This window comes from Sphingopyxis panaciterrulae (genome assembly GCF_014199295.1).
Classification (GTDB): Bacteria; Pseudomonadota; Alphaproteobacteria; order Sphingomonadales; family Sphingomonadaceae; genus Sphingopyxis; species Sphingopyxis panaciterrulae.
In genome coordinates, this window is the sequence record NZ_JACIJH010000002.1 from 252,814 (window position 1) to 270,771 (window position 17,958).

General features: G+C 66.9%; 13 protein-coding genes. 8 read left to right on the forward strand and 5 right to left on the reverse strand.

Going from position 1 to position 17,958, the window contains the following annotated elements:
- Positions 1 to 53 precede the first annotated feature (53 nt).
- Together FHR21_RS05235 and FHR21_RS05240 are read left to right on the forward strand one after the other, a co-directional pair.
- Complete coding sequence (locus tag FHR21_RS05235; RefSeq protein WP_184096023.1) at positions 54 to 1,325, forward strand: MFS transporter; 1,272 nt, start codon at positions 54 to 56, stop codon at positions 1,323 to 1,325.
- Positions 1,322 to 2,899, forward strand: a complete 1,578-nt coding sequence (locus FHR21_RS05240) for a DUF5060 domain-containing protein (protein WP_184096025.1) — start codon at positions 1,322 to 1,324, stop codon at positions 2,897 to 2,899. Before FHR21_RS05235 ends, FHR21_RS05240 begins: the two co-directional genes overlap by 4 nt.
- A 145-nt stretch (positions 2,900 to 3,044) precedes the next feature.
- Here FHR21_RS05240 and uxaC read toward each other — a convergent pair whose 3' ends face one another.
- Entirely contained in the window at positions 3,045 to 4,502 is a 1,458-nt protein-coding gene (gene uxaC / locus FHR21_RS05245) for a glucuronate isomerase (protein ID WP_184096027.1), read from the reverse strand.
- A 206-nt stretch (positions 4,503 to 4,708) separates the two neighbouring features.
- Between uxaC and FHR21_RS05250 the strand changes: the two genes are divergently transcribed.
- From FHR21_RS05250 to FHR21_RS05265, 4 genes are all read left to right on the forward strand, one after another.
- Entirely contained in the window at positions 4,709 to 6,193 is a 1,485-nt protein-coding gene (locus tag FHR21_RS05250; protein WP_184096029.1) for a UxaA family hydrolase, read from the forward strand.
- Positions 6,190 to 7,629 (forward strand): mannitol dehydrogenase family protein, encoded by a 1,440-nt coding sequence (locus tag FHR21_RS05255; RefSeq protein ID WP_184096032.1) that lies wholly within the window; start codon positions 6,190 to 6,192, stop codon positions 7,627 to 7,629. The genes FHR21_RS05250 and FHR21_RS05255 overlap by 4 nt, the downstream gene beginning before the upstream one ends.
- A gap of 51 nt (positions 7,630 to 7,680) precedes the next feature.
- Positions 7,681 to 8,970 (forward strand): MFS transporter, encoded by a 1,290-nt coding sequence (locus tag FHR21_RS05260; protein ID WP_184096034.1) that lies wholly within the window; start codon positions 7,681 to 7,683, stop codon positions 8,968 to 8,970.
- Positions 8,971 to 9,242: 272 nt separating this feature from the next.
- Positions 9,243 to 12,023, forward strand: a complete 2,781-nt coding sequence (locus FHR21_RS05265) for a TonB-dependent receptor (RefSeq protein WP_184096036.1) — start codon at positions 9,243 to 9,245, stop codon at positions 12,021 to 12,023.
- 288 nt (positions 12,024 to 12,311) lie between these two features.
- Here FHR21_RS05265 and FHR21_RS05270 read toward each other — a convergent pair whose 3' ends face one another.
- The 4 genes from FHR21_RS05270 to FHR21_RS05285 all read right to left on the reverse strand — a co-directional run bounded on the left by FHR21_RS05270 (position 12,312) and on the right by FHR21_RS05285 (position 15,389).
- A complete protein-coding gene (locus tag FHR21_RS05270) occupies positions 12,312 to 12,698 on the reverse strand; it encodes an L-rhamnose mutarotase (RefSeq protein WP_184096038.1) in 387 nt (128 codons plus the stop codon).
- 8 nt (positions 12,699 to 12,706) lie between these two features.
- Positions 12,707 to 13,438, reverse strand: a complete 732-nt coding sequence (locus FHR21_RS05275; RefSeq protein WP_184096040.1) for an SDR family oxidoreductase — start codon at positions 13,436 to 13,438, stop codon at positions 12,707 to 12,709.
- A gap of 19 nt (positions 13,439 to 13,457) precedes the next feature.
- Entirely contained in the window at positions 13,458 to 14,489 is a 1,032-nt protein-coding gene (locus FHR21_RS05280; protein ID WP_184096042.1) for an aldo/keto reductase, read from the reverse strand.
- Between the two features lie 180 nt (positions 14,490 to 14,669).
- Positions 14,670 to 15,389, reverse strand: a complete 720-nt coding sequence (locus tag FHR21_RS05285; RefSeq protein WP_184096044.1) for a GntR family transcriptional regulator — start codon at positions 15,387 to 15,389, stop codon at positions 14,670 to 14,672.
- Positions 15,390 to 15,447: 58 nt separating this feature from the next.
- Here FHR21_RS05285 and FHR21_RS05290 point away from each other — a divergent pair, with 58 nt between their 5' ends.
- Complete coding sequence (locus tag FHR21_RS05290; RefSeq protein WP_184096046.1) at positions 15,448 to 16,596, forward strand: mandelate racemase/muconate lactonizing enzyme family protein; 1,149 nt, start codon at positions 15,448 to 15,450, stop codon at positions 16,594 to 16,596.
- Positions 16,597 to 16,642: 46 nt separating this feature from the next.
- Positions 16,643 to 17,944, forward strand: a complete 1,302-nt coding sequence (locus FHR21_RS05295) for an MFS transporter (RefSeq protein WP_184096048.1) — start codon at positions 16,643 to 16,645, stop codon at positions 17,942 to 17,944.
- Positions 17,945 to 17,958: the final 14 nt, after the last annotated feature.

A 17,958-nucleotide genomic window follows, 5' to 3' on the forward strand; every position in this document is an offset into this window, starting at 1 on the left:
TCCCGGCAGGACCAGCTATGGCGGGAACCGCCGCCGCGACCCGGAGAGGATATATGACGAGCGCAACCGCAGACCGCGAAGACTGGAAGAACACGATCCTCGCCGGTCTCGCCAATTATATCGACGCGGGGTCGATCGTCGCGGGCGCCGCGGCGCTCGCGCTGTGGGTCGAGGCCTATCGGCTCGATACCGACCTCGTCGGCCTGATCGGCGCCTTCGGCCCGAATGCGATCGCCGCCGGCATCGGCGCCTTGATCGGCGGGCGGCTCTGCGACCTGTTCGGGCGCAAGAAGATCTACCAGTATGACATGCTCTTCTACGCCTTCGGCATGTTGTGGCTGGTGTTCGCGATGAATGCGTGGATGGTCGTGACAGGATTTTTCCTCGTCGGCCTCGCGGTCGGCGCCGACATTCCCGCCTCCTGGTCGCTGATCGCCGAGATGGCGCCCAACGACAAGCGCGGCAAGCACAGCGGCGTCGCGCAGGTGCTTTGGTATCTGGGGCCTGTCGTCGTGCTGCTGATGTTCCTCGCGCTGTCGCCGCTCGGCCTGCTCGGGGCGCGGATCGTCTTCGCGCATCTCGCGATCCTTGCCGTCGCGCTGACCTTCCTGCGCTCGCGGATGCACGAATCGCCGCGCTGGCTGGAGGCGCAGGCCGCCGAGGCGAACGGCGGGGAGGGCGGGCCCGCGCGCGGGCGGTGGCGCGACCTCTTCACGCGCCAGCATATCGGCTCGATGGCCTTCCTGTCGGGCATGTATCTGTTCTGGAACCTGTGGGCGGGCACCAACGGCTTCTTCTTTCCCTATATCCTGCGCACCGTCGGCAACCAGACGCAGGCGATGTCGGTCGCGGTGCAGGCGCTCAGCTTCCTGCTCGGCATGGCGTCGATCTTCTTCATCTTCATGAAGCTGTCCGACCGGGTGAACCAGCGGCTGCTGTTCGGTCTGTCGGCGATCACCCAGGTGATCGGCATGGCGCTGCTCGCCATCTTTCCGCTGACGCTGCCGGTCGCGCTGATCCACGTCTTCCTGATGGCGGTCGGGCAGGGTTTCGGCGCGCAATGCTTCTTCCAGCTCTGGAGTTCGGAAATGTTTCCGACGCTGCTGCGCAGCACCGCGCAGGGGGTGATGTTCGCCGTCGTCCGCATCGCGCTCGGCATCTTCAGCTTCTTCGTGCCCTGGCTGACGGCGACGGGCTTCCAGACGCTCGCATGGATATTGGTCGGTTTCCTCGCGATCAGCGGGCTGATCGGCTTCATCTGGGCGCCGCGCAACGAGGGCAAGTCGCTCGAGCAGCTTGCCGCCATGCGGGGAGAAGCCGGATGACGGTCTCGCGTCGCACGATGCTGAAGGGCGGACTGGCGGCGGGGGCCGCGATGGCGGCCCCCGCGGTCGCGCGCGAAGGGACCGCTCGCACCGAGCGCTGGGGCGTCCATGAACTGGTCTTCGACGGGCCGGCACAGGGCAATCCCTTTGTCGACGTCGAACTGGCGGCGACCTTCGAAAGCAGCGGCCGCAGCATCCGCGTGCCCGGCTTCTACGACGGCGAAGGCGTTTATCGCATCCGCTTCAGCCCGCCCGAAGAAGGGCGATGGACATGGCGGAGCGAAAGCAACGCCGCGGCGCTCGCCGGCCAGACGGGCGCATTCGACTGCACCGCGCCGGGGCCGGGCAATCACGGGCCGGTACGCGTCAGCGACGACGGCTTTCACTTCGTCCATGCCGACGGCACGCCGTTCCGGCAGATCGGCACCACCGCCTATAGCTGGGCGCTGCAATCCGACGCCAAATGCGCCGAGACGCTGGCGACGCTGAAGCGCGCGCCGTTCAACAAGATGCGGATGCTGGTCTTTCCGAACGTCCAGTCGGTCGCGACCGATCCCTTCGCGCGCACCGGCACGGGGCCGCGCGACTGGGACCCGGCGCGCTTCGATCCCGCCTATTTTCGCCGGTTCGAGGATCGCATCGTCCGTCTGGGCGAACTGGGGATAGAGGCCGACGTCATCCTCTTTCACCCCTATGACAAGGCACGCGGCTACAGCGCCATGGCGCGCACCGACGACGAACGCTATGTTCGCTACGCCGCCGCGCGCTGGGGCGCCTATCGCAACCTCTGGTGGTCGATGGCGAACGAATATGACGCGGTCGAAAGCAAGACGGTCGCCGACTGGGACCATCTGTTTCAGGTGCTGGTCGTCGCCGACCCGCACCAGCGGCTGCGCTCGATCCACCAGCTTCACCTCTATTACGATCATCGCAAGCCGTGGATCACCCACGCCAGCATCCAGAACGGCGCCGCGGTCCTCGACGATATCCGCGCCGCGTTGCACCGCGACTTCGCGCAAAAGCCGGTGATCTTCGACGAGGTGGTCTATGAAGGCAATTCGGCCGCGCGCTGGGCGAACCTCAGCGGCGAGGAAATGGTCGAACGCTTCTGGTGGGGGCTCGTCGGCGGCACTTATGTGGGCCACAGCGAAACCTATGCCGCCGACCGCAACCCCGATTTCTCGTGGCTGGGGCAGGGCGGCAGCCTCCAGGGCAGCAGCGCGCCGCGCCTCGCCTTCCTGAAACGCATCATGGAGGAGGGACCGGTGCCCGGCATCGACCCGATCCAGCATCTGTGGAACTATCATCTCGGCGGCCGGGACGGCGATTATTATCTTCATTATTTCGGTAGCGCCGCGCCGACCGAATGGCGCCTGTCGCTGCCGGTCAAGAAGGGCGAGCCGCTGTACTGCTACCGCGTCGACATCATCGACACCTGGAATATGACCGTCACCCCGGTCGAGGGGCCGTTCGCGATGGCGCGGCGCGACGATTACGACGTCCACGACCCGGCGCGCCCGACGATCGCGCTGCCCGGCAAGCCGTGGATCGCGGTGCGGGTGCGCCGGGCTTGATGCGGTAGGCTTTAAATCCGTTCGCCCTGAGCTTGTCGAAGGGCCGCCCTTTCTTGCGACGCCGCGAAGAAAGAAGGGCGGTGCTTCCCCCGGACTTGATCCGGGGTCAGCACGAACGGATTTGATTTACCACGTTGGTGCGATGTCAGGCCGGAACCGCCTCCGCCGCGCGCGGCGCGAAGGCTGGGTCGTCGAGCTTGTAGGCCTTGCGGACCAATCCATGGGCAAGTTCGCGCGCCACGTCGGCGGCTTCCCAGTCGGCCAGGCGATGCTCGGCGACGAGGCGTGCGAGAAAGGCGCAATCGACCCGCCGCGCGACGTCGTGCCGCGCCGGGATCGACAGAAAGGCGCGCGTGTCGTCGTTGAAGCCGACCGTGTTGTAGAAACCGGCGGTCTCGGTCGTCATCTCGCGGAAGCGGCGCATGCCCTCGGGGCTGTCGTGGAACCACCAGGCCGGACCGAGCTTCAGGCAGGGATAATGGCCGGCGAGCGGTGCGAGCTCGCGCGCATAGGTCGATTCGTCGAGCGTGAAGAGGATGATCGACAGCCGCGTCTCGGTCCCGAAGCGGTCGAGCAGCGGCTTCAGCGCCTGGACATAGTCGGTGCGCATCGGAATGTCGCAGCCCTTGTCGCGGCCATGGCTTTCGAACAGCTTGTGATTATGGTTGCGGCACGCGCCGGGATGAATCTGCATCACCATGCCGTCCTCGACGCTCATCGCGGCGAGTTCGGTCAGCATCTGGGCGCGGAACAACTCGGCATCGGCCGGCGTCCAGCGCCCGCCGACGACCTTCGCGAACAGCGCCTCGGCCTCGGTCGGCGACAGGTTGGCGGTCGCGGCGCTCGGATGGCCATGGTCGGTCGCGGTCGCGCCGGCGGCGCGGAAATCGGCGCGGCGCTTGCGGTGCGCGGCCAGATAGCCCTGCCAGCTTTCGACATCCTCGCCGGTCAGTTCGGCAAAGCGCCGCATCGCAGCGGCGAAATCATGATGCTCGGGGTCGACCACTGCGTCGGGGCGATAGGTTGTGACGACGCGGCCCGCCCAGCCCGAGGCGCGGATCGCGGCATGATGATCCAGATCCTCGTGCGCGCCCTCGGTGGTCGCGAGCAGTTCGATGTTGAAGCGGTCGAACAGCGCGCGCGGGCGAAAGGCCGGGCTGGCGAGGCTTTCGTTGACCCGGTCGTAATAGAGGTCGGCGGTCGAGGCATCGAGCGCGACGTCGAAGTCGAAGACGTCGGCGAAGACATGATCGAGCCACATGCGCGAGGGGGTGCCCCGGAACAGGTGGAAATTGGCGGCGAACAGCCGCCACGCCGCGCGCGGGTCGGTCGCCGGCGCGCCGCTGCGGTCGGGCACGCCCAACGCGTCGAGCGCGATCCCCTGGCTATAGAGCATGCGATAGAGATAATGGTCGGGCGCGAGCAGCAATTCGGTCGCGTTCGACCAGTTGGCGTCGGTTGCGAACCAGGCCGGATCGGTGTGGCCGTGCGGGCTGACGATCGGCAGCGCCTTCACCTCGGCATAGAGCGCGCGCGCGATGTCGCGCGTCTTGCCCTCGGCCGGAAACAGGCGGTCGGGGCTGATGTTCAGCGGTTTTGCCATCGTCGTTCTTTTCCCATTATAGCGTGCGGCGCGGGCAGGGGCCATGGGGTGCCGCCGCGCCGCGCCATCTTCGATCCGGCCCCTATTCGCGAAGCGCGCTTGCAGGGGCGGTTCGATTGGTGATATATAACATTGACGTTTTGATATATGACACCGTTTTCGATCGAAGACAAGCCAGCCCATAGGGCAAGGATGCCGCGCCGCCCATGACCGCGAACAACGCCATTTTCATCGACCCCCGCGATTCGGTCGCGACCGCGCTGCGCGATTTGGACGCCGGCGAGCGGCTCGACGTCGCGGAGGGAATCACGCTGACCGAACCGGTCGCGCGCGGGCACAAGATCGCGGTCGTCGACATCGCCGCCGGCGCGCCGGTCATCAAGTTCGGTTTTCCGATCGGCACGGCAAAGGCGGCGATCGCGCGCGGCGCGCATGTCCACAGTCATAATATGGCGACGGCGCTGACCGCGGACGGCGGCCATGCCTATCGCCCGGCCGCCGACCCGGCGACGCCGCTGGCCGATCCGCCGACCTTCCTGGGCTATCTGCGCCCCGACGGGCGCGCGGCGACGCGCAACGAGATCTGGGTGCTGCCGACCGTCGGCTGCGTCGCGCGCACCGCGGCCAAGATCGCCGAGGCGGCCGACCGGCGCCATCGCGGCCGGGTCGACGGGGTCCATGCTTTCACCCATCCCTTCGGCTGCTCGCAGCTCGGCGACGATCTCGACGGCACGCGCGCGATCCTCGCGGCGCTGGCGTCGCATCCCAATGCCGGCGGGGTGCTGCTCGTCGGGCTCGGCTGCGAATCGAACCAGATCGACCGGCTGATCGAGGACATCCCGCCCGAGGCGCGGGGCCGCGTACGCAGCCTGCGCGCGCAGAGCGCGGGCGACGAGATCGACGAAGGCCTGACGCTGGTCGACGAACTCGTCGAAGCGGCCGCGACTGCGAAGCGCGAGCCGCTGCCGCTCGGCAAGCTGGTGCTCGGGGTCAAGTGCGGCGGGTCGGACGGCCTCAGCGGTCTGACCGCCAACCCGCTCGTCGGGCGGATGAGCGACGCGGTGACCGGGGCGGGCGGCCAGGCGATCCTGACCGAGATCCCGGAGATTTTCGGCGCCGAGCATCTGCTGATGGCGCGCGCCGCCGATCGCGATACCTTCGAGGCGATCGAGCGGCTGGTCGACGGCTTCAAGGCCTATTTCACCGCGCACGGTGAGCCGGTTTCCGAAAATCCGTCGCCGGGCAATATTGCCGGCGGCCTGACGACGCTCGAGGAAAAGTCGCTCGGCGCGGTGCAGAAGGCGGGGCGCGCGGTGGTCACCGACGTCCTCGGCTATGGCGCGCGCGTATCGAAGCCGGGGCTGACTTTGCTCGAGGCGCCGGGGAACGACGCCGTCTCCTCGACCGCGCTGTCGGCGGCGGGGGCGACGGTGATCCTGTTCACGACCGGGCGCGGCACGCCGCTCGGCTTTCCAGTGCCGACGATCAAGGTCGCGTCGAACCACGACCTCGCCGCGCGCAAGCCCGGCTGGATCGACTTCGACGGCGGGCAGGTGCTCGATGACGGGATGGACGCGGGCGCCGCGGCGCTGCTCGGGCTGATCGCAGAGGTCGCGTCGGGGCGCGAGACGGCAGCCGAGCGCAACGGCGAGCGCGAGATCGCGATCTGGAAACGCGGGGTGACGCTGTGACCCGCCTGTCGCGCGCCACGCTCGCGGCGCTTCCCGATTCGGTCGCGCGGCCGGGGCACGACCCCGCCGCGATCCGCACCGGCATCGTCCATTTCGGTCCCGGCGCCTTTCACCGCGCGCATCAGGCCAGCTATATCGACACGCTACTGGGCAGCGATCCGCGCTGGGGAATCGCGGCGGTGTCGCTGCGCTCGGCGGGCACCGTCGACGCGCTGGCGCGGCAGGACGGGCTCTACAGCCTGACGACGCTCGATCGCGAGACGGGCATTCGCGCGATCGCCGCGCACAGCGCCTTCGTACGGCCGGGCGAGGATGCGCGGGTCCACCGTCTGCTCGCCGATCCCGATGTGCGGCTGCTGACGAGCACGGTGACCGAGAAGGGTTATTGCCTCGCCCCCGACGGCACGCTCGACCTGTCGCATCCCGATATCGTCCACGACCTGGCCGATCGCGCCGCGCCGGTCAGTATCGTCGGCTGGATCGTCGCCGGGCTTGCGGCGCGCCGCGCGGCGGGAACGGCGCCCTTCGCGGTGCTGTGCTGCGACAATATGAACGGCAATGGCGCCAGGCTGGGCGCCGCTGCGGCGCTCTTCGCGCGCCAGTTCGATCCGGGGCTTGCCGACTGGATCGCGGGTGAGGTCGCTTTTCCGAACACGATGGTCGATTCGATCACCCCCGCGACCGACGCCGCGCATCTGGCCCGCGCGCGCGGCCTGCTCGGCGTCGACGATGCGGCGGCGGTGCAGCGCGAAGGCTTCACCCAATGGGTGATCGAGCATTTCGACCTTCCGGGCGGCCCCGATCTTTCGGGCGCCGGGGTTCAGATGACCGGCGACGTCGCGGCCTATGAAAAGGCGAAGCTGCGCATCCTCAACGGCGCGCACAGCAGCCTCGCCTATATCGGCTTCGCGCTCGGTCACGACAGCGTCGCCGACGCGATGGGCGACCCGCGCCTCGCCGCCTTTGCCGAGCGGCTGGTGCGCAGCGACATCATCCCTTCGCTCGCCCCTGCCGCGGGGCTCGACCTTTCCGCCTATGCCGGCGCGGTGCTCGACCGCTTCCGCAACCCGGCGATCCGCCATCGGCTCAGCCAGATCGCGTGGGACGGCAGCCAGAAGCTGCCCTATCGCCTGCTCGACACGACCGACGAGGCGCGCGCCGCCGGGCGGCCGGTTGCCAGGCTCGCGGTGCCGGTCGCGGCGTGGATGGCTTTCATCCGGCGCATGGCGCGCGGTGGCACGGCGATCGTCGACCCGCTCGCGTCCCGCCTTGCCGCCATCGGCCGCACGGCGGGCGATGCGGCATCGCTGGCGGACGCGTTGCTCGCGCTCGACCTGTTTCCGCGCGCCCTCGTCGCCGACCCGGCCTGGCGCGCCGCGGTCCTCGCCGCGCTGGAGCGGATCGAAGGGCCGGACCCCTATAGCGCGCTTGCCTGACGCCGTCCGCGGGCGCGCGCCACCGATAAACATATAAGGGAAGGATCGCCGATGGCCACGCGAGAGACTGAAACGATCGAAAGGGCTGCGGCGCGGGCCGGGCAATATCGCTGGGTGGTGGTGGGGCTGCTCTTCGCCGCGACCGTCATCAACTATATCGACCGCCAGATGATCGGCGTGCTCAAGCCCGTGCTGTCGGCCGATCTCGGCTGGAGCGAGACCGACTTCGCCAATGTGATCTTCTGGTTCCAGGCCGCCTATGCGATCGGCTATCTCGGCTTCGGCCGCATCGTCGATGTCATCGGCGCCCGCGCCGGCTATGCGGTCGCCTTCGTGATCTGGCAGCTCGCCCATATCGCGCACGGCGGCGCGATGTCGGTCACCCAGTTCGCGCTCGCGCGCTTCGGCCTCGGCATCGGCGAATCGGGCAATTTCCCCGCCGGGATCAAGGCGGTCACCGAATGGTTCCCGGCCAGGGAGCGCGCGCTGGCGATCGGCATCTTCAACGCCGGTGCCAATGTCGGCGCGATCGTCACCCCGCTGCTCGTGCCGTGGCTGGTGCTCGCCTATGGCTGGCGGATGGCGTTCGTGGTCACCGGCGTCGCCGCCTTCGTCTGGCTGATCGCCTGGTGGGGCCTCTATCGCCGCCCGCGCGAACATCCGAAGCTGAGCGCCGGCGAACTCGCCTGGATCGAGCAGGACCCCGTCGACCCCGTCGTCCAACTCCCGTGGAAGCGGTTGATCCGCGTTCGCGAGACCTGGGCTTATGCGGTCGGCAAATTCTGCATCGACCCGATCTGGTGGTTCTTTCTTTTCTGGCTGCCGGGCTATCTCGGCGACCGCTACGGCCTCGATCTGCTCAGCTTCGGGCCGCCGCTCGTCGCGGTCTATCTGCTCTCCGACGTCGGCAGCGTCGCGGGCGGGTGGATGTCGTCGCGGCTGATGAAGGCGGGCCGCAGCGTCAACTATGCGCGCAAGGCGGCGATGCTGGTCAGCGCGGTCGCGGTGCTCCCGGTCTTCTTCGCGCAGAGCATCGACAATCTGTGGCTCGCGGTGCTGGTGATCGGTATCGCGGCGGCGGCGCACCAGGCCTTTTCCGCCAATCTCTACACGCTGCCATCCGACGTCTTCCCCCGCGCGGCGGTCGGATCGGTGATCGGTATCGGCGGCACCGCCGGCGCGATCGGCGGGATGCTGATGGCGAAATATGCGGGCTTCGTCCTCGACCATCTCGGCACCTACACGCCGCTCTTCGCGGTGGCGGGCAGCGCCTATTTCATCGCCCTGATCGCGGTCCATCTCCTGTCGCCGCGGCTCGAGCCCGTCGCCGTGGCACGCTGACGCCCGCTATGCCGCCCGAGGCCGAGCCATCCGGTCTCGGGCTTGCGCTTCAATAAATATAATAATACTAATAACTAAAGCGTGACAGTGCCGGTCGGAGCACGCCGGCGCGCGGGCGCAAGCCGGGTTTTCGACGGGATCGCTTGCTTTTTTGCGGTCGGGGCAGCGAAAACCTGTTGCCATTGCCATGTCAGTTGCTGTATCTGAAATATCAGATAAGGACGGTGCGATTTCTGACGACACCGCCGCTTTGCCCGTGGAGGAGGTTTTTCATGTCTGTTTTCAAGCATATTCTGGCCGGCGGCATTGCCGTTTCGGCCCTCGGCGTCGGCCTGTCGGCGCCCGCCTTTGCCCAGACCGAGTCGGCCGACGCGCCGCAGCCGGTCGCCGAGGATGAGGGCGACGCGATCGTCGTCACCGGCATTCGCGCCAGCCAGCGCGCTTCGATCGACCTCAAGCGCGACAATATCGCGGTGGTCGATTCGATCGTGGCCGAGGATCTCGGCAAGCTGCCCGACCAGAATGTCGCCGAATCGCTTCAGCGCATCGCCGGCGTGACGATCGAACGCAACCGCGGCGAGGGCCGCTTCGTGACCGTCCGCGGCTTCGGTCCCAAATTCAACGCGGTCACCGTCAACGGCCGCACTCTCGCCACCGACAACAATGGCCGCGAATTCTCGTTCGACGTCCTGCCGTCGGAAATGATCACCGGCGCCGACGTCTATAAGTCGCCGCAGGCCAACCTCAACCACGCCTCGGTCGGCGCGACGGTCGATATCCGCACGATGCGGCCGCTCGACCAGCCGGCTGGCCTGCGGCTCGTGGGGTCGGGCCGGATGCAATATTCGGAACTGTCGGAAAAGCTGAACCCCGAACTGTCGGCGGTGGGAAGCTGGCGCAACGACGCCGGCAGCTTCGGCGTCGCGCTGTCGGCGGTCTGGGCGAAGCAGCAGAATCGCGACGATGAATTCACCATCGGCGCGGGTCATGTCCACCGGTCGAGCACGGACAGCTATTATCGGGCCGGCGGCGTCGATGGCGCCCGTGTCGGACCGGATGTCGATCCGTTCGCCAACGTCTCGATGCCCTCGAACCTCTCGCCCTTCTTCTTCGAGCGCGACATGAAGCGCTGGGGCCTCAGCGGCGCGATCCAGCTCCGTCCGTCGGACCGCTTCACCGTGACGATCGACGGTCTCTACACCAAATCGCGTTTCCTCGAGCAGCAGACCGGCCTCGCCTACGACTTCTCGGGCGGCACGCTGGTCGAACAGGTCGTCGAGGGCGGCAGCGTCGTGAACGGTGTCCAGACCGGCGGCGAAGCCGTCTATCAGCGCTATGTCGGCGGCTTCGTCGACGAGATCATCCAATATGACGATCGCGACGTCACGACCGATCAGATCGGCGTCAACGTCGACTGGCAGGCGACCGACGATCTGAAGGTCCGGCTCGACATGTCGCTGTCGAACGCGCGCAAGCGCGGGGGCGAGAACAATCTGTTCACGACGATCCGCCGCAAGAATATCGACCATTGGTTCGACCGCCGCTCGGGCAATCCGATCTACGACTATGGCTTCGACAGCCCCAATTACGCCAATGCGGCGACCAATCCGCAGGGACTGACCGCGCATTATTATATCTGGGGCGGCGGTGCAGAGGCCGACGACGAGATCCAGGAATATCGCGGCGATCTGGAATGGAATCCGGGCGGTGGCGACCTGACGCTGGCGGGCGGTGTCTTTGCCTCGTCACGGATCAAGACGATCAACGGCTTTGAAATGCCGTTCGGCCAGCAATGCGCCTATTGCGGGTCCGACCGCGCGCTTCCCGAAGCCCTGTTCCAGTCGACGAACCGCAATTTCTTTTCGGGCTATAATGGCAATATCCTGCACGACTGGATCATCTACGATCCGCGCGAACTGGTGAATCTCGTCGATCAATATGCCGCAGAAGACGGCATCACCTTCGACCCTGCGGTGCGTTCGGCGTCGGCCTCGTCGGTCATCAACGAAAGCGTCCGCGCCGCCTATCTGATGGCGTCGCTCGACACCGAGATCGGCGGCATGCCGCTCGCGATCAACGCCGGCCTGCGCTACGAGGATACAGACTATACCTCGTCGGGCGCGTCGAAGACCGTGATCAGCGCCAAGCCGCGCCTCGACGAGAATGGTGACCCGACCGGACAGAATGACATCGTCGTGTCCGACATCATTCCGGTCAGCTTCCACGGCAAATATCGCGACTGGCTGCCGTCGCTGAACGTGCGGCTCGACGTGACCGACAATCTGGTGCTGCGTTTCGCGGGGTCGAAAGTCATGACCCGCCCGACTCTCACCGACCTGTCGCCGCGCCAGTCGATCCAGACCAACCCGGGCAACGAAACGATCAAGCGCGGCAACCCCGACCTCCAGCCCTTCCGGGCATGGCAGGCGGAAATCGGCGCCGAATGGTATTTCGCGTCCGATTCGCTGCTCAACGTCGCGGCCTTCTACAAGAAGATCGACAGCTTCGTGACGCAGATCACGACCCCGCAGACGGTCGACGAGATCACCTTCCAGGTCACCGTGCCGGGCAATGGCGACGGCGCGACGGTCAAGGGGTTCGAAGTCGGCTATCGCCAGTCCTTCGCCAACTGGCTGCCCGCGCCCTTCGACGGTTTCGGCGTCCAGACCAGCTTCAACTACACCAAGTCGAACGCCAATTATCCGAGCGTGGTGGCGGGGGCGACCTACAGCCTCGAGGGGCTGTCCAAATATTCCTACAGCCTCGTCGGCTATTACGAAAAATACGGCATCCAGGCGCGCGTCGCCTATACCTATCGCGACGACTTCCTCCAGACCGCCGTGGGCCGCAACAGCGAACAGGAATATTTCAACGGCTATGGGCAGCTCGACGCGAGCCTGTCCTACGACCTGACCGACAATTTCACGGTCTTCGTCGACGGGCTCAACCTGACGAACTCGAAGGAGTTCCTCTATTCGATGACGCCCGACCGCACCAAGGAATATCGCATGACCGGCCGCCGTCTGTCGTTCGGCGCGCGCGTGAAATTCTGACCTGTCCCCCCGGGCGGCCACCCTCCCGGCCGCCCCTCAGGCATCGAGGGGCCTTCCGTCTGCCGGAAGGCCCCTCTTTTTTTGGCCTATATCGCTTGCAACCGCATCTGCGTTCGAGATGATCCAGCGCTCTATCGTCACCCTGAACTTGTTTCAGGGTCCATGGCCTGCCCCTGAACCGAGCGCAGCGTGGAAGGAGGGCATTGGGTCATGGATGCTGAAACAAGTTCAGCATGACGAAGGGCGGCGGGCAGGGCGCTTCGCCCTACTGCCCCGCCTGCGACTCCGTCAGCGCGCGATGGCGTGAAAGTCCAGGTGGTCGGTCAGGCGGTAGATGCAATCCATCGCCATCCACGTCCCGTCGGGTCCCGCGGCCGGGATCGGCTGCTGGAATCGCTGCATCAGCGCGATCCATTTCTGCACATGCGGATTGGCGGCGTCGGCCTTCGCCTTCGCCTCGTCCGAATATTCCGCCTCGGCGTCGATGATCATGAACAGGCGGTTGCCCGCCCGATAGATTTCCATATTGGCGATGCCCGCCTCGTGGATCGATCGGACGATCTCGACCGGCGCTTCGCCGGGGCGGTGCCAGCGTTCATAGTCGGCGATCAGCTCGGCATCGTCGACAAGGTCGAGTGCCAGGCAGATGCGGCGGGTCGGGCGACCTTTCGTCATGCGCCCGGTCACGCGTTCGTCCAGCCACCGTCGATGATCTGCGCGGTGCCGGTCGTATAGGCCGATTCGTCGCTGGCCAGATAAAGGGCAAGCTGTGCGACCTCTTCGGCGTGGCCGACGCGGCCCATCGGCTGACGGGCGACGAACTCGGCGCGCGCCTTGGCGGCATCGCCGGTCGCGGCCAGCCGCTCGTCGAGCGAGGGTGACTGCACGGTGCCGGGGCAGATGGCGTTGCAGCGGATACCCTGGGTGACGAAATCCTGCGCGACCGACTTGGTGAGGCCGATCACCGCGGCCTTCGACGCGCCATAGACGAAGCGGTTGTTCACCCCGATGATCGACCCCGCGACCGACGCCATGTTGACGATCGACCCGCCGCCGCGCGCGATCATCGCGGGCAGGAAGGCGCGGATCATCCGATAGGCCGACTTGACGTTGAGGTCGAAGGAGAAGTCGAAATCCTTCTCCTCGGTCGTCAATATCGTGCCGGCGTGAACGAAGCCGGCGCAGTTGAACAGGATGTCGACGCCGCCGACCTCGGCCGCGAGGGCGGCGATCGCCGCGCCGTCGAGCAGGTCCATCACCCGCGTCTCGCAGCCCTCGACGCTGGCGAGCGTGTCGGGGTTGATGTCGACGGCGATGGTGCGCGCGCCTTCGCGGGCGAAGAGTTCGGCGCTGGCGCGGCCGATTCCCTGTCCGGCGGCGGTCACGATGGCGGTCTTGCCGGCGAGGCGGGGCATGGCTTTTCCTTTCGAAGTCTCAGGCAGGGGTGGGGGCGTCGGCGCGGATCAGGCCCGCGGCGCGCATATCCGCCCAGAAGGTGGCGGGAATCGCTTGTTCGGCCAGCGCGACCGCCTGCACGACGCGCGCGGCGCTGTTCATGCCGGGGATCACCGAGGCGACCTGCGGATGGGCGAGCGGGAATTGCAGCGCGGCGGCGGCGAGCGGCACGCCATGGGTATCGCACAGCGCCTCGATCGCGGCGACCCGCGCGACGATCTCGGGCGAGGCGGGCTGATATTCGTAATGGAACGGTCCCGGCCCCTTCACTCCATGCGCCAGGATGCCGCTGTTGTAGGGGCCGCCGATGACGAGCCGGACCCCGCGCGCCGCGCACAGCGGCAGGAAGCTGTCGAGCGCGCCCTGTTCGAGCAGCGTGTAGCGTCCCGCGAGCAACATCATGTCGAAATCGCCGGCGGCAAGCGCCTCCTCGCACACCTGCCATTCGTTGACGCCGAGCCCGATCGCACCGACCGCGCCGCCGTCGCGCAGCTCGCGCAGCGCGCGATAGCCGCCGTCCATCAACTCGCGAAACAGCCGCGGGTGCGCGTCGCCATGCGCGTAGCGGCCGATATCGTGGACATAGAGGATGTCGATGCGCTCGCGCCGCAGCCGCCGCCGGCTGTCCTCCCACGAACGCATGACTGCGTCATAGCTATAGTCGAACACGCTTTCATAGGGTTCGGGCGAAACGAAGGCCTGGCGCAGCGCCGACAGGTCGGTGCCGGGCGCGACCGCGTCGAGCCGGCGCCCGACCTTGGTCGAGACGATGGTGCTTTCCTGGGGGTCCGCCTCGGCGAGTGCGGCGCCGAGCCGCTTTTCGGCAAGCCCGAAACCATAATGCGGCGCGACGTCGAAATAGGTGATCCCGGCATCGAGCGCGGCGTGGACGGTTGCCGCGGCCGCCGCGTCGCTCATCCGCCGATAGAGATTGCCGAGCGTCGAGGCGCCGAAACCGAGGCGGCCGAGCGTCGTCTGATCGAAGCGGTGGGCGGCGGGTGCGATGTCCATGCCTTGCGCCTAAACTGATATCTCAAAAATCTCAATTCATATTTCAGATCGATCAGATGGAAAAGCGTCAGCCGACTTCACTTTCCTCGTCACCCCGGACTTGATCCGGGGTCCCGCTTTTCCGGCGCTGCTGAGCGGGCCCCCGGATCGAGTCCGGGGTGACGAGAAGGGGCAGGCCGGTCAGAACATCCCCAGGATGCGCTGCAACGCGGCCTGGAAGTGCGATGCGATCGCCGCTTCGGCGCGATCGGGATCGCGGGCGACGAAGGCTTCGAGAATTTCGAGATGCTCGCCCAGCGTCCGCAGCGCGAGCGGTGCGGTGACCAGCCGGTCGAGCCGGATCAGCGTGACATAATTCTTCAGCCGCTGCGCGGTCGTCTCGATCAGCGGATTCTTCATATTGGCGATCATGCTGCCGTGCAGCCCGACCTCCAGCACCTCCAGCGCTTCGAGCGCGCCGTCGGTCAGGCCCTCCTTCTCGATTCGCGCCATCAGCGCCTTGTGGCCGGCGATCAGGTCGCGAGCCCTTTCGGCGTCGCCGGTCTCGGCATAGCGCCGCGCCGCCGCGCGCTCGATGATCGAGCGGAACTGATAGGTGCTGCGCGCGAGTTCGAGGTCGGGCTTCAGAAACTGGATGCCCGAGCGCGGGTGGATGGTGAGCACGCCCTCGGCCTCGAGCACGCGCAGCGCGTCGCGCAGCGGCTGCACCGGAATGCCGAGCAGGCGGACAAGATCATTCTGCGAGACGAAGGCGCCCGCGGGCACCTTCTGGTCGAACAGCCCCTGCAGGATCGCCCGATAGGCGACGTCGCTGAGCCGTTCGCCGTTCGCCGGGCGCTCGCCGCCGACTTCTGCCGATTCGGCGACGAATCCAGCTTGCCGTTTGCCCCCATCTGTCATATCTAATCCCTATCGTTGATATTTCACGTTTGGCATCTGGAAGATGGTAGCACCGAATATGCCCCTAGTCGACTTTCGCATTACCCGCTTTCAGTTCGCCCGCGACCGGGTGATCGGCGACAGCCAGGTGCGCGCCGACGACGTCCATGTCGCGGCGCTGGAACTGGTCGATTCGGCCGGCCGGACCGGGCTCGGCTTCGTCCAGTCGCTCTTCCATCCGCTCCCCGCCGAGGCCGAACTCGAGCGCGTGTTCCGCGGCGAGGCCTGGCCCGCGCTCGAAGGCGAAAGCCCGCTCGCGCTCGCGCACCGGGTCGGCCGGCCGCGCGGCGGCAATATTCGCCGGATGAGCGTGCCGTTCGAGGAAGCGCTGCAACAGGCGGTCTGGGATCTGGCGGCGAAGGCGTCCGACCTGCCGCTGTGGAAGATGCTGGGCGCGCGGCGTGACCGCGTCCGCGCCTATGCGAGCGGGCTCGATTTCCATCTGTCCGACGAGGATTTCGGCGCGCTGTTCGCCGCCGCCGCCGAGCAGGGCTATACCGCCTTCAAGATTAAGGTCGGCCATGCCGAACTCGACCGCGACATCCACCGCCTCGACCTGCTCAAGCGCGCCGTCGGCAAGGACGCGACGGTGATGATCGACGCGAACGAGTCCTGGTCGCCCCGGCAGACGCTTCAGAACCTCGCCGCGATGCACCGCGCGGGCCACGCCATCTACTGGATGGAGGACCCGATCCTGCGCTCCGATTTCGAGGGGCTTCGGATGCTGCGCGGCACGCTCGGCGAAACCCAGCTCAATTCGGGCGAATATCTCGACGTGTCGGGCAAGCGCGCGCTGATCCAGGCGGGCGGGGCCGACATGCTCAACGTCCATGGCCATGTCACCGACGTGATGCGGATCGGCTGGCTTGCGGCCGACATGGGGGTCGAGGTGACGATGGGCAACAGCTTCCTGGAGGTCGGCGTCAACATGGCGCTGGCGCTGCCCGAGGTCGCCTGGGTCGAGTACAGTTTCCAGAATTTCGAGCATCTGGTCGAGCGGCCCTATACGATCAGGGACGGCTTCATCCACGGCAGCGATGCGCCCGGGCACGGGCTCGTCCTCAGCGAAACCGCGCGCCGCGACGAGCGGCGGCCCGAGATACTGGAGCGCGATGCGCTCGGGACGGCGCCGGTTCAGCAGCGGGTGGATATCAGGAAGGCCGCATGACGGCATGACCGGCGGCGACATCGCGGCGCCGGGACGGGAGAATGGGATGTCGGACCTGAATGCCGCCCTGGCCGGCGGCGCGCCCGAGGAAGCCGCCTTTCTGCAAGGCTCGATCGCCCATGTCCGCGGACGCGAGAAATGGGTGCTGCTCGTTTCGATGACGGCGGTCTTCTTCGTCCTGCTCGCCCTTTATGCGGCGGTGCTGGCGGTGCTGCTTCCCAACCAGATTCAGGCGCTCGATCCCGCCAACAAGGCGAGCGGGCTGGCGGTGGTGTTCGCGATCACCTCGATCTTCAGCACCCTGACGACGCCGATCGCAGGGGCCCTGTCGGATCGCACCCGCACCCGCTGGGGACGGCGGACGCCGTGGATCGTGACCGGATCGCTGGTCGGCGGCCTCTGCCTGTTCGCGGTGCCGCAGATGACAAGCCTGTGGGCGATCACCCTCTTCTGGGTCGGCGCCGTGATCGCGCTCAATTCGATGCAGGCGGCGCTGACCACGGTGGTCGCCGACCGGTTCGCGCCGAACGAGCGCGGCACCGCGTCGGGCTTCGTCGGCGCCGGCATGACCTCGGGCCTGACGGTGGGCACGATCGTCGCCGGATTGCTCGCCGGGACGATCACTTTCGCCTATTGGCTGTTCGCGGGGGCGATCATCGTCGTCTGCCTCGCCTTCGTGGCCATCAACCGCGAGCCGAAAGTCGAGGCGGCCCTGCCGCCGCCCTTCCGCGCCTCCGAATTCCTCAAGAGCTTCTGGGTCAGTCCGCGCGAGCATCCCGATTTCGCCTGGGCCTTTTTCGGGCGCTTCACCATCTACATGGGCTATCAGGGTGTGATCACCTACATGCTCTATATCCTGCAGGACTATATCGGCCTGTCGCTCGCCGACGCGAACCGGACGATCGCGACGCTGTCGACGATCACCTTCTTCGCGCTGGTGTTCGCCGCCTTCACCTCGGGGCTGCTGTCCGACCGGATCGGGCGGCGCAAGCCGATCGTCTTCGCCTCCAGCATCGTCATGGGCGCCGCGCTCACCGTGCCGCTGTTCCTGCCCTCGCTGCAGGGGATGCTGATCTATGCGGCGCTGATCGGGATCGGCTACGGCGCCTTCATGTCGGTCGACATGGCGCTGATGACCCAGGTGCTGCCCAAGGCCGATGGCGAGGCGACCGGCAAGGACCTCGGCATCCTGACCACCGCGGTGAACATTCCGCAGATATTGAGTCCGGTGTTCGCGGCCTGGCTGCTCAGCCTGTCGGGCGGCGACTATACGGCGCTGTTCATCGCCGCGATCGTCTTCGTCTATGCCGGCTCCTTCTTCGTCCTGCCAATCAAGAGCGTGAAATAGGCGCCGCCGCCGGC

What these genes read in the sequence shown, in the direction of transcription:
- FHR21_RS05235 (WP_184096023.1), top strand. Translation starts at nt 54, where the DNA reads ATGACGAGCGCAACCGCAGACCGCGAAGACTGGAAGAACACGATCCTC.
- FHR21_RS05240 (WP_184096025.1), top strand. Translation starts at nt 1,322, where the DNA reads ATGACGGTCTCGCGTCGCACGATGCTGAAGGGCGGACTGGCGGCGGGG.
- uxaC (WP_184096027.1), bottom strand. Translation starts at nt 4,502, where the DNA reads ATGGCAAAACCGCTGAACATCAGCCCCGACCGCCTGTTTCCGGCCGAG.
- FHR21_RS05250 (WP_184096029.1), top strand. Translation starts at nt 4,709, where the DNA reads ATGACCGCGAACAACGCCATTTTCATCGACCCCCGCGATTCGGTCGCG.
- FHR21_RS05260 (WP_184096034.1), top strand. Translation starts at nt 7,681, where the DNA reads ATGGCCACGCGAGAGACTGAAACGATCGAAAGGGCTGCGGCGCGGGCC.
- FHR21_RS05265 (WP_184096036.1), top strand. Translation starts at nt 9,243, where the DNA reads ATGTCTGTTTTCAAGCATATTCTGGCCGGCGGCATTGCCGTTTCGGCC.
- FHR21_RS05270 (WP_184096038.1), bottom strand. Translation starts at nt 12,698, where the DNA reads ATGACGAAAGGTCGCCCGACCCGCCGCATCTGCCTGGCACTCGACCTT.
- FHR21_RS05275 (WP_184096040.1), bottom strand. Translation starts at nt 13,438, where the DNA reads ATGCCCCGCCTCGCCGGCAAGACCGCCATCGTGACCGCCGCCGGACAG.
- FHR21_RS05280 (WP_184096042.1), bottom strand. Translation starts at nt 14,489, where the DNA reads ATGGACATCGCACCCGCCGCCCACCGCTTCGATCAGACGACGCTCGGC.
- FHR21_RS05285 (WP_184096044.1), bottom strand. Translation starts at nt 15,389, where the DNA reads ATGACAGATGGGGGCAAACGGCAAGCTGGATTCGTCGCCGAATCGGCA.
- FHR21_RS05290 (WP_184096046.1), top strand. Translation starts at nt 15,448, where the DNA reads ATGCCCCTAGTCGACTTTCGCATTACCCGCTTTCAGTTCGCCCGCGAC.
- FHR21_RS05295 (WP_184096048.1), top strand. Translation starts at nt 16,643, where the DNA reads ATGTCGGACCTGAATGCCGCCCTGGCCGGCGGCGCGCCCGAGGAAGCC.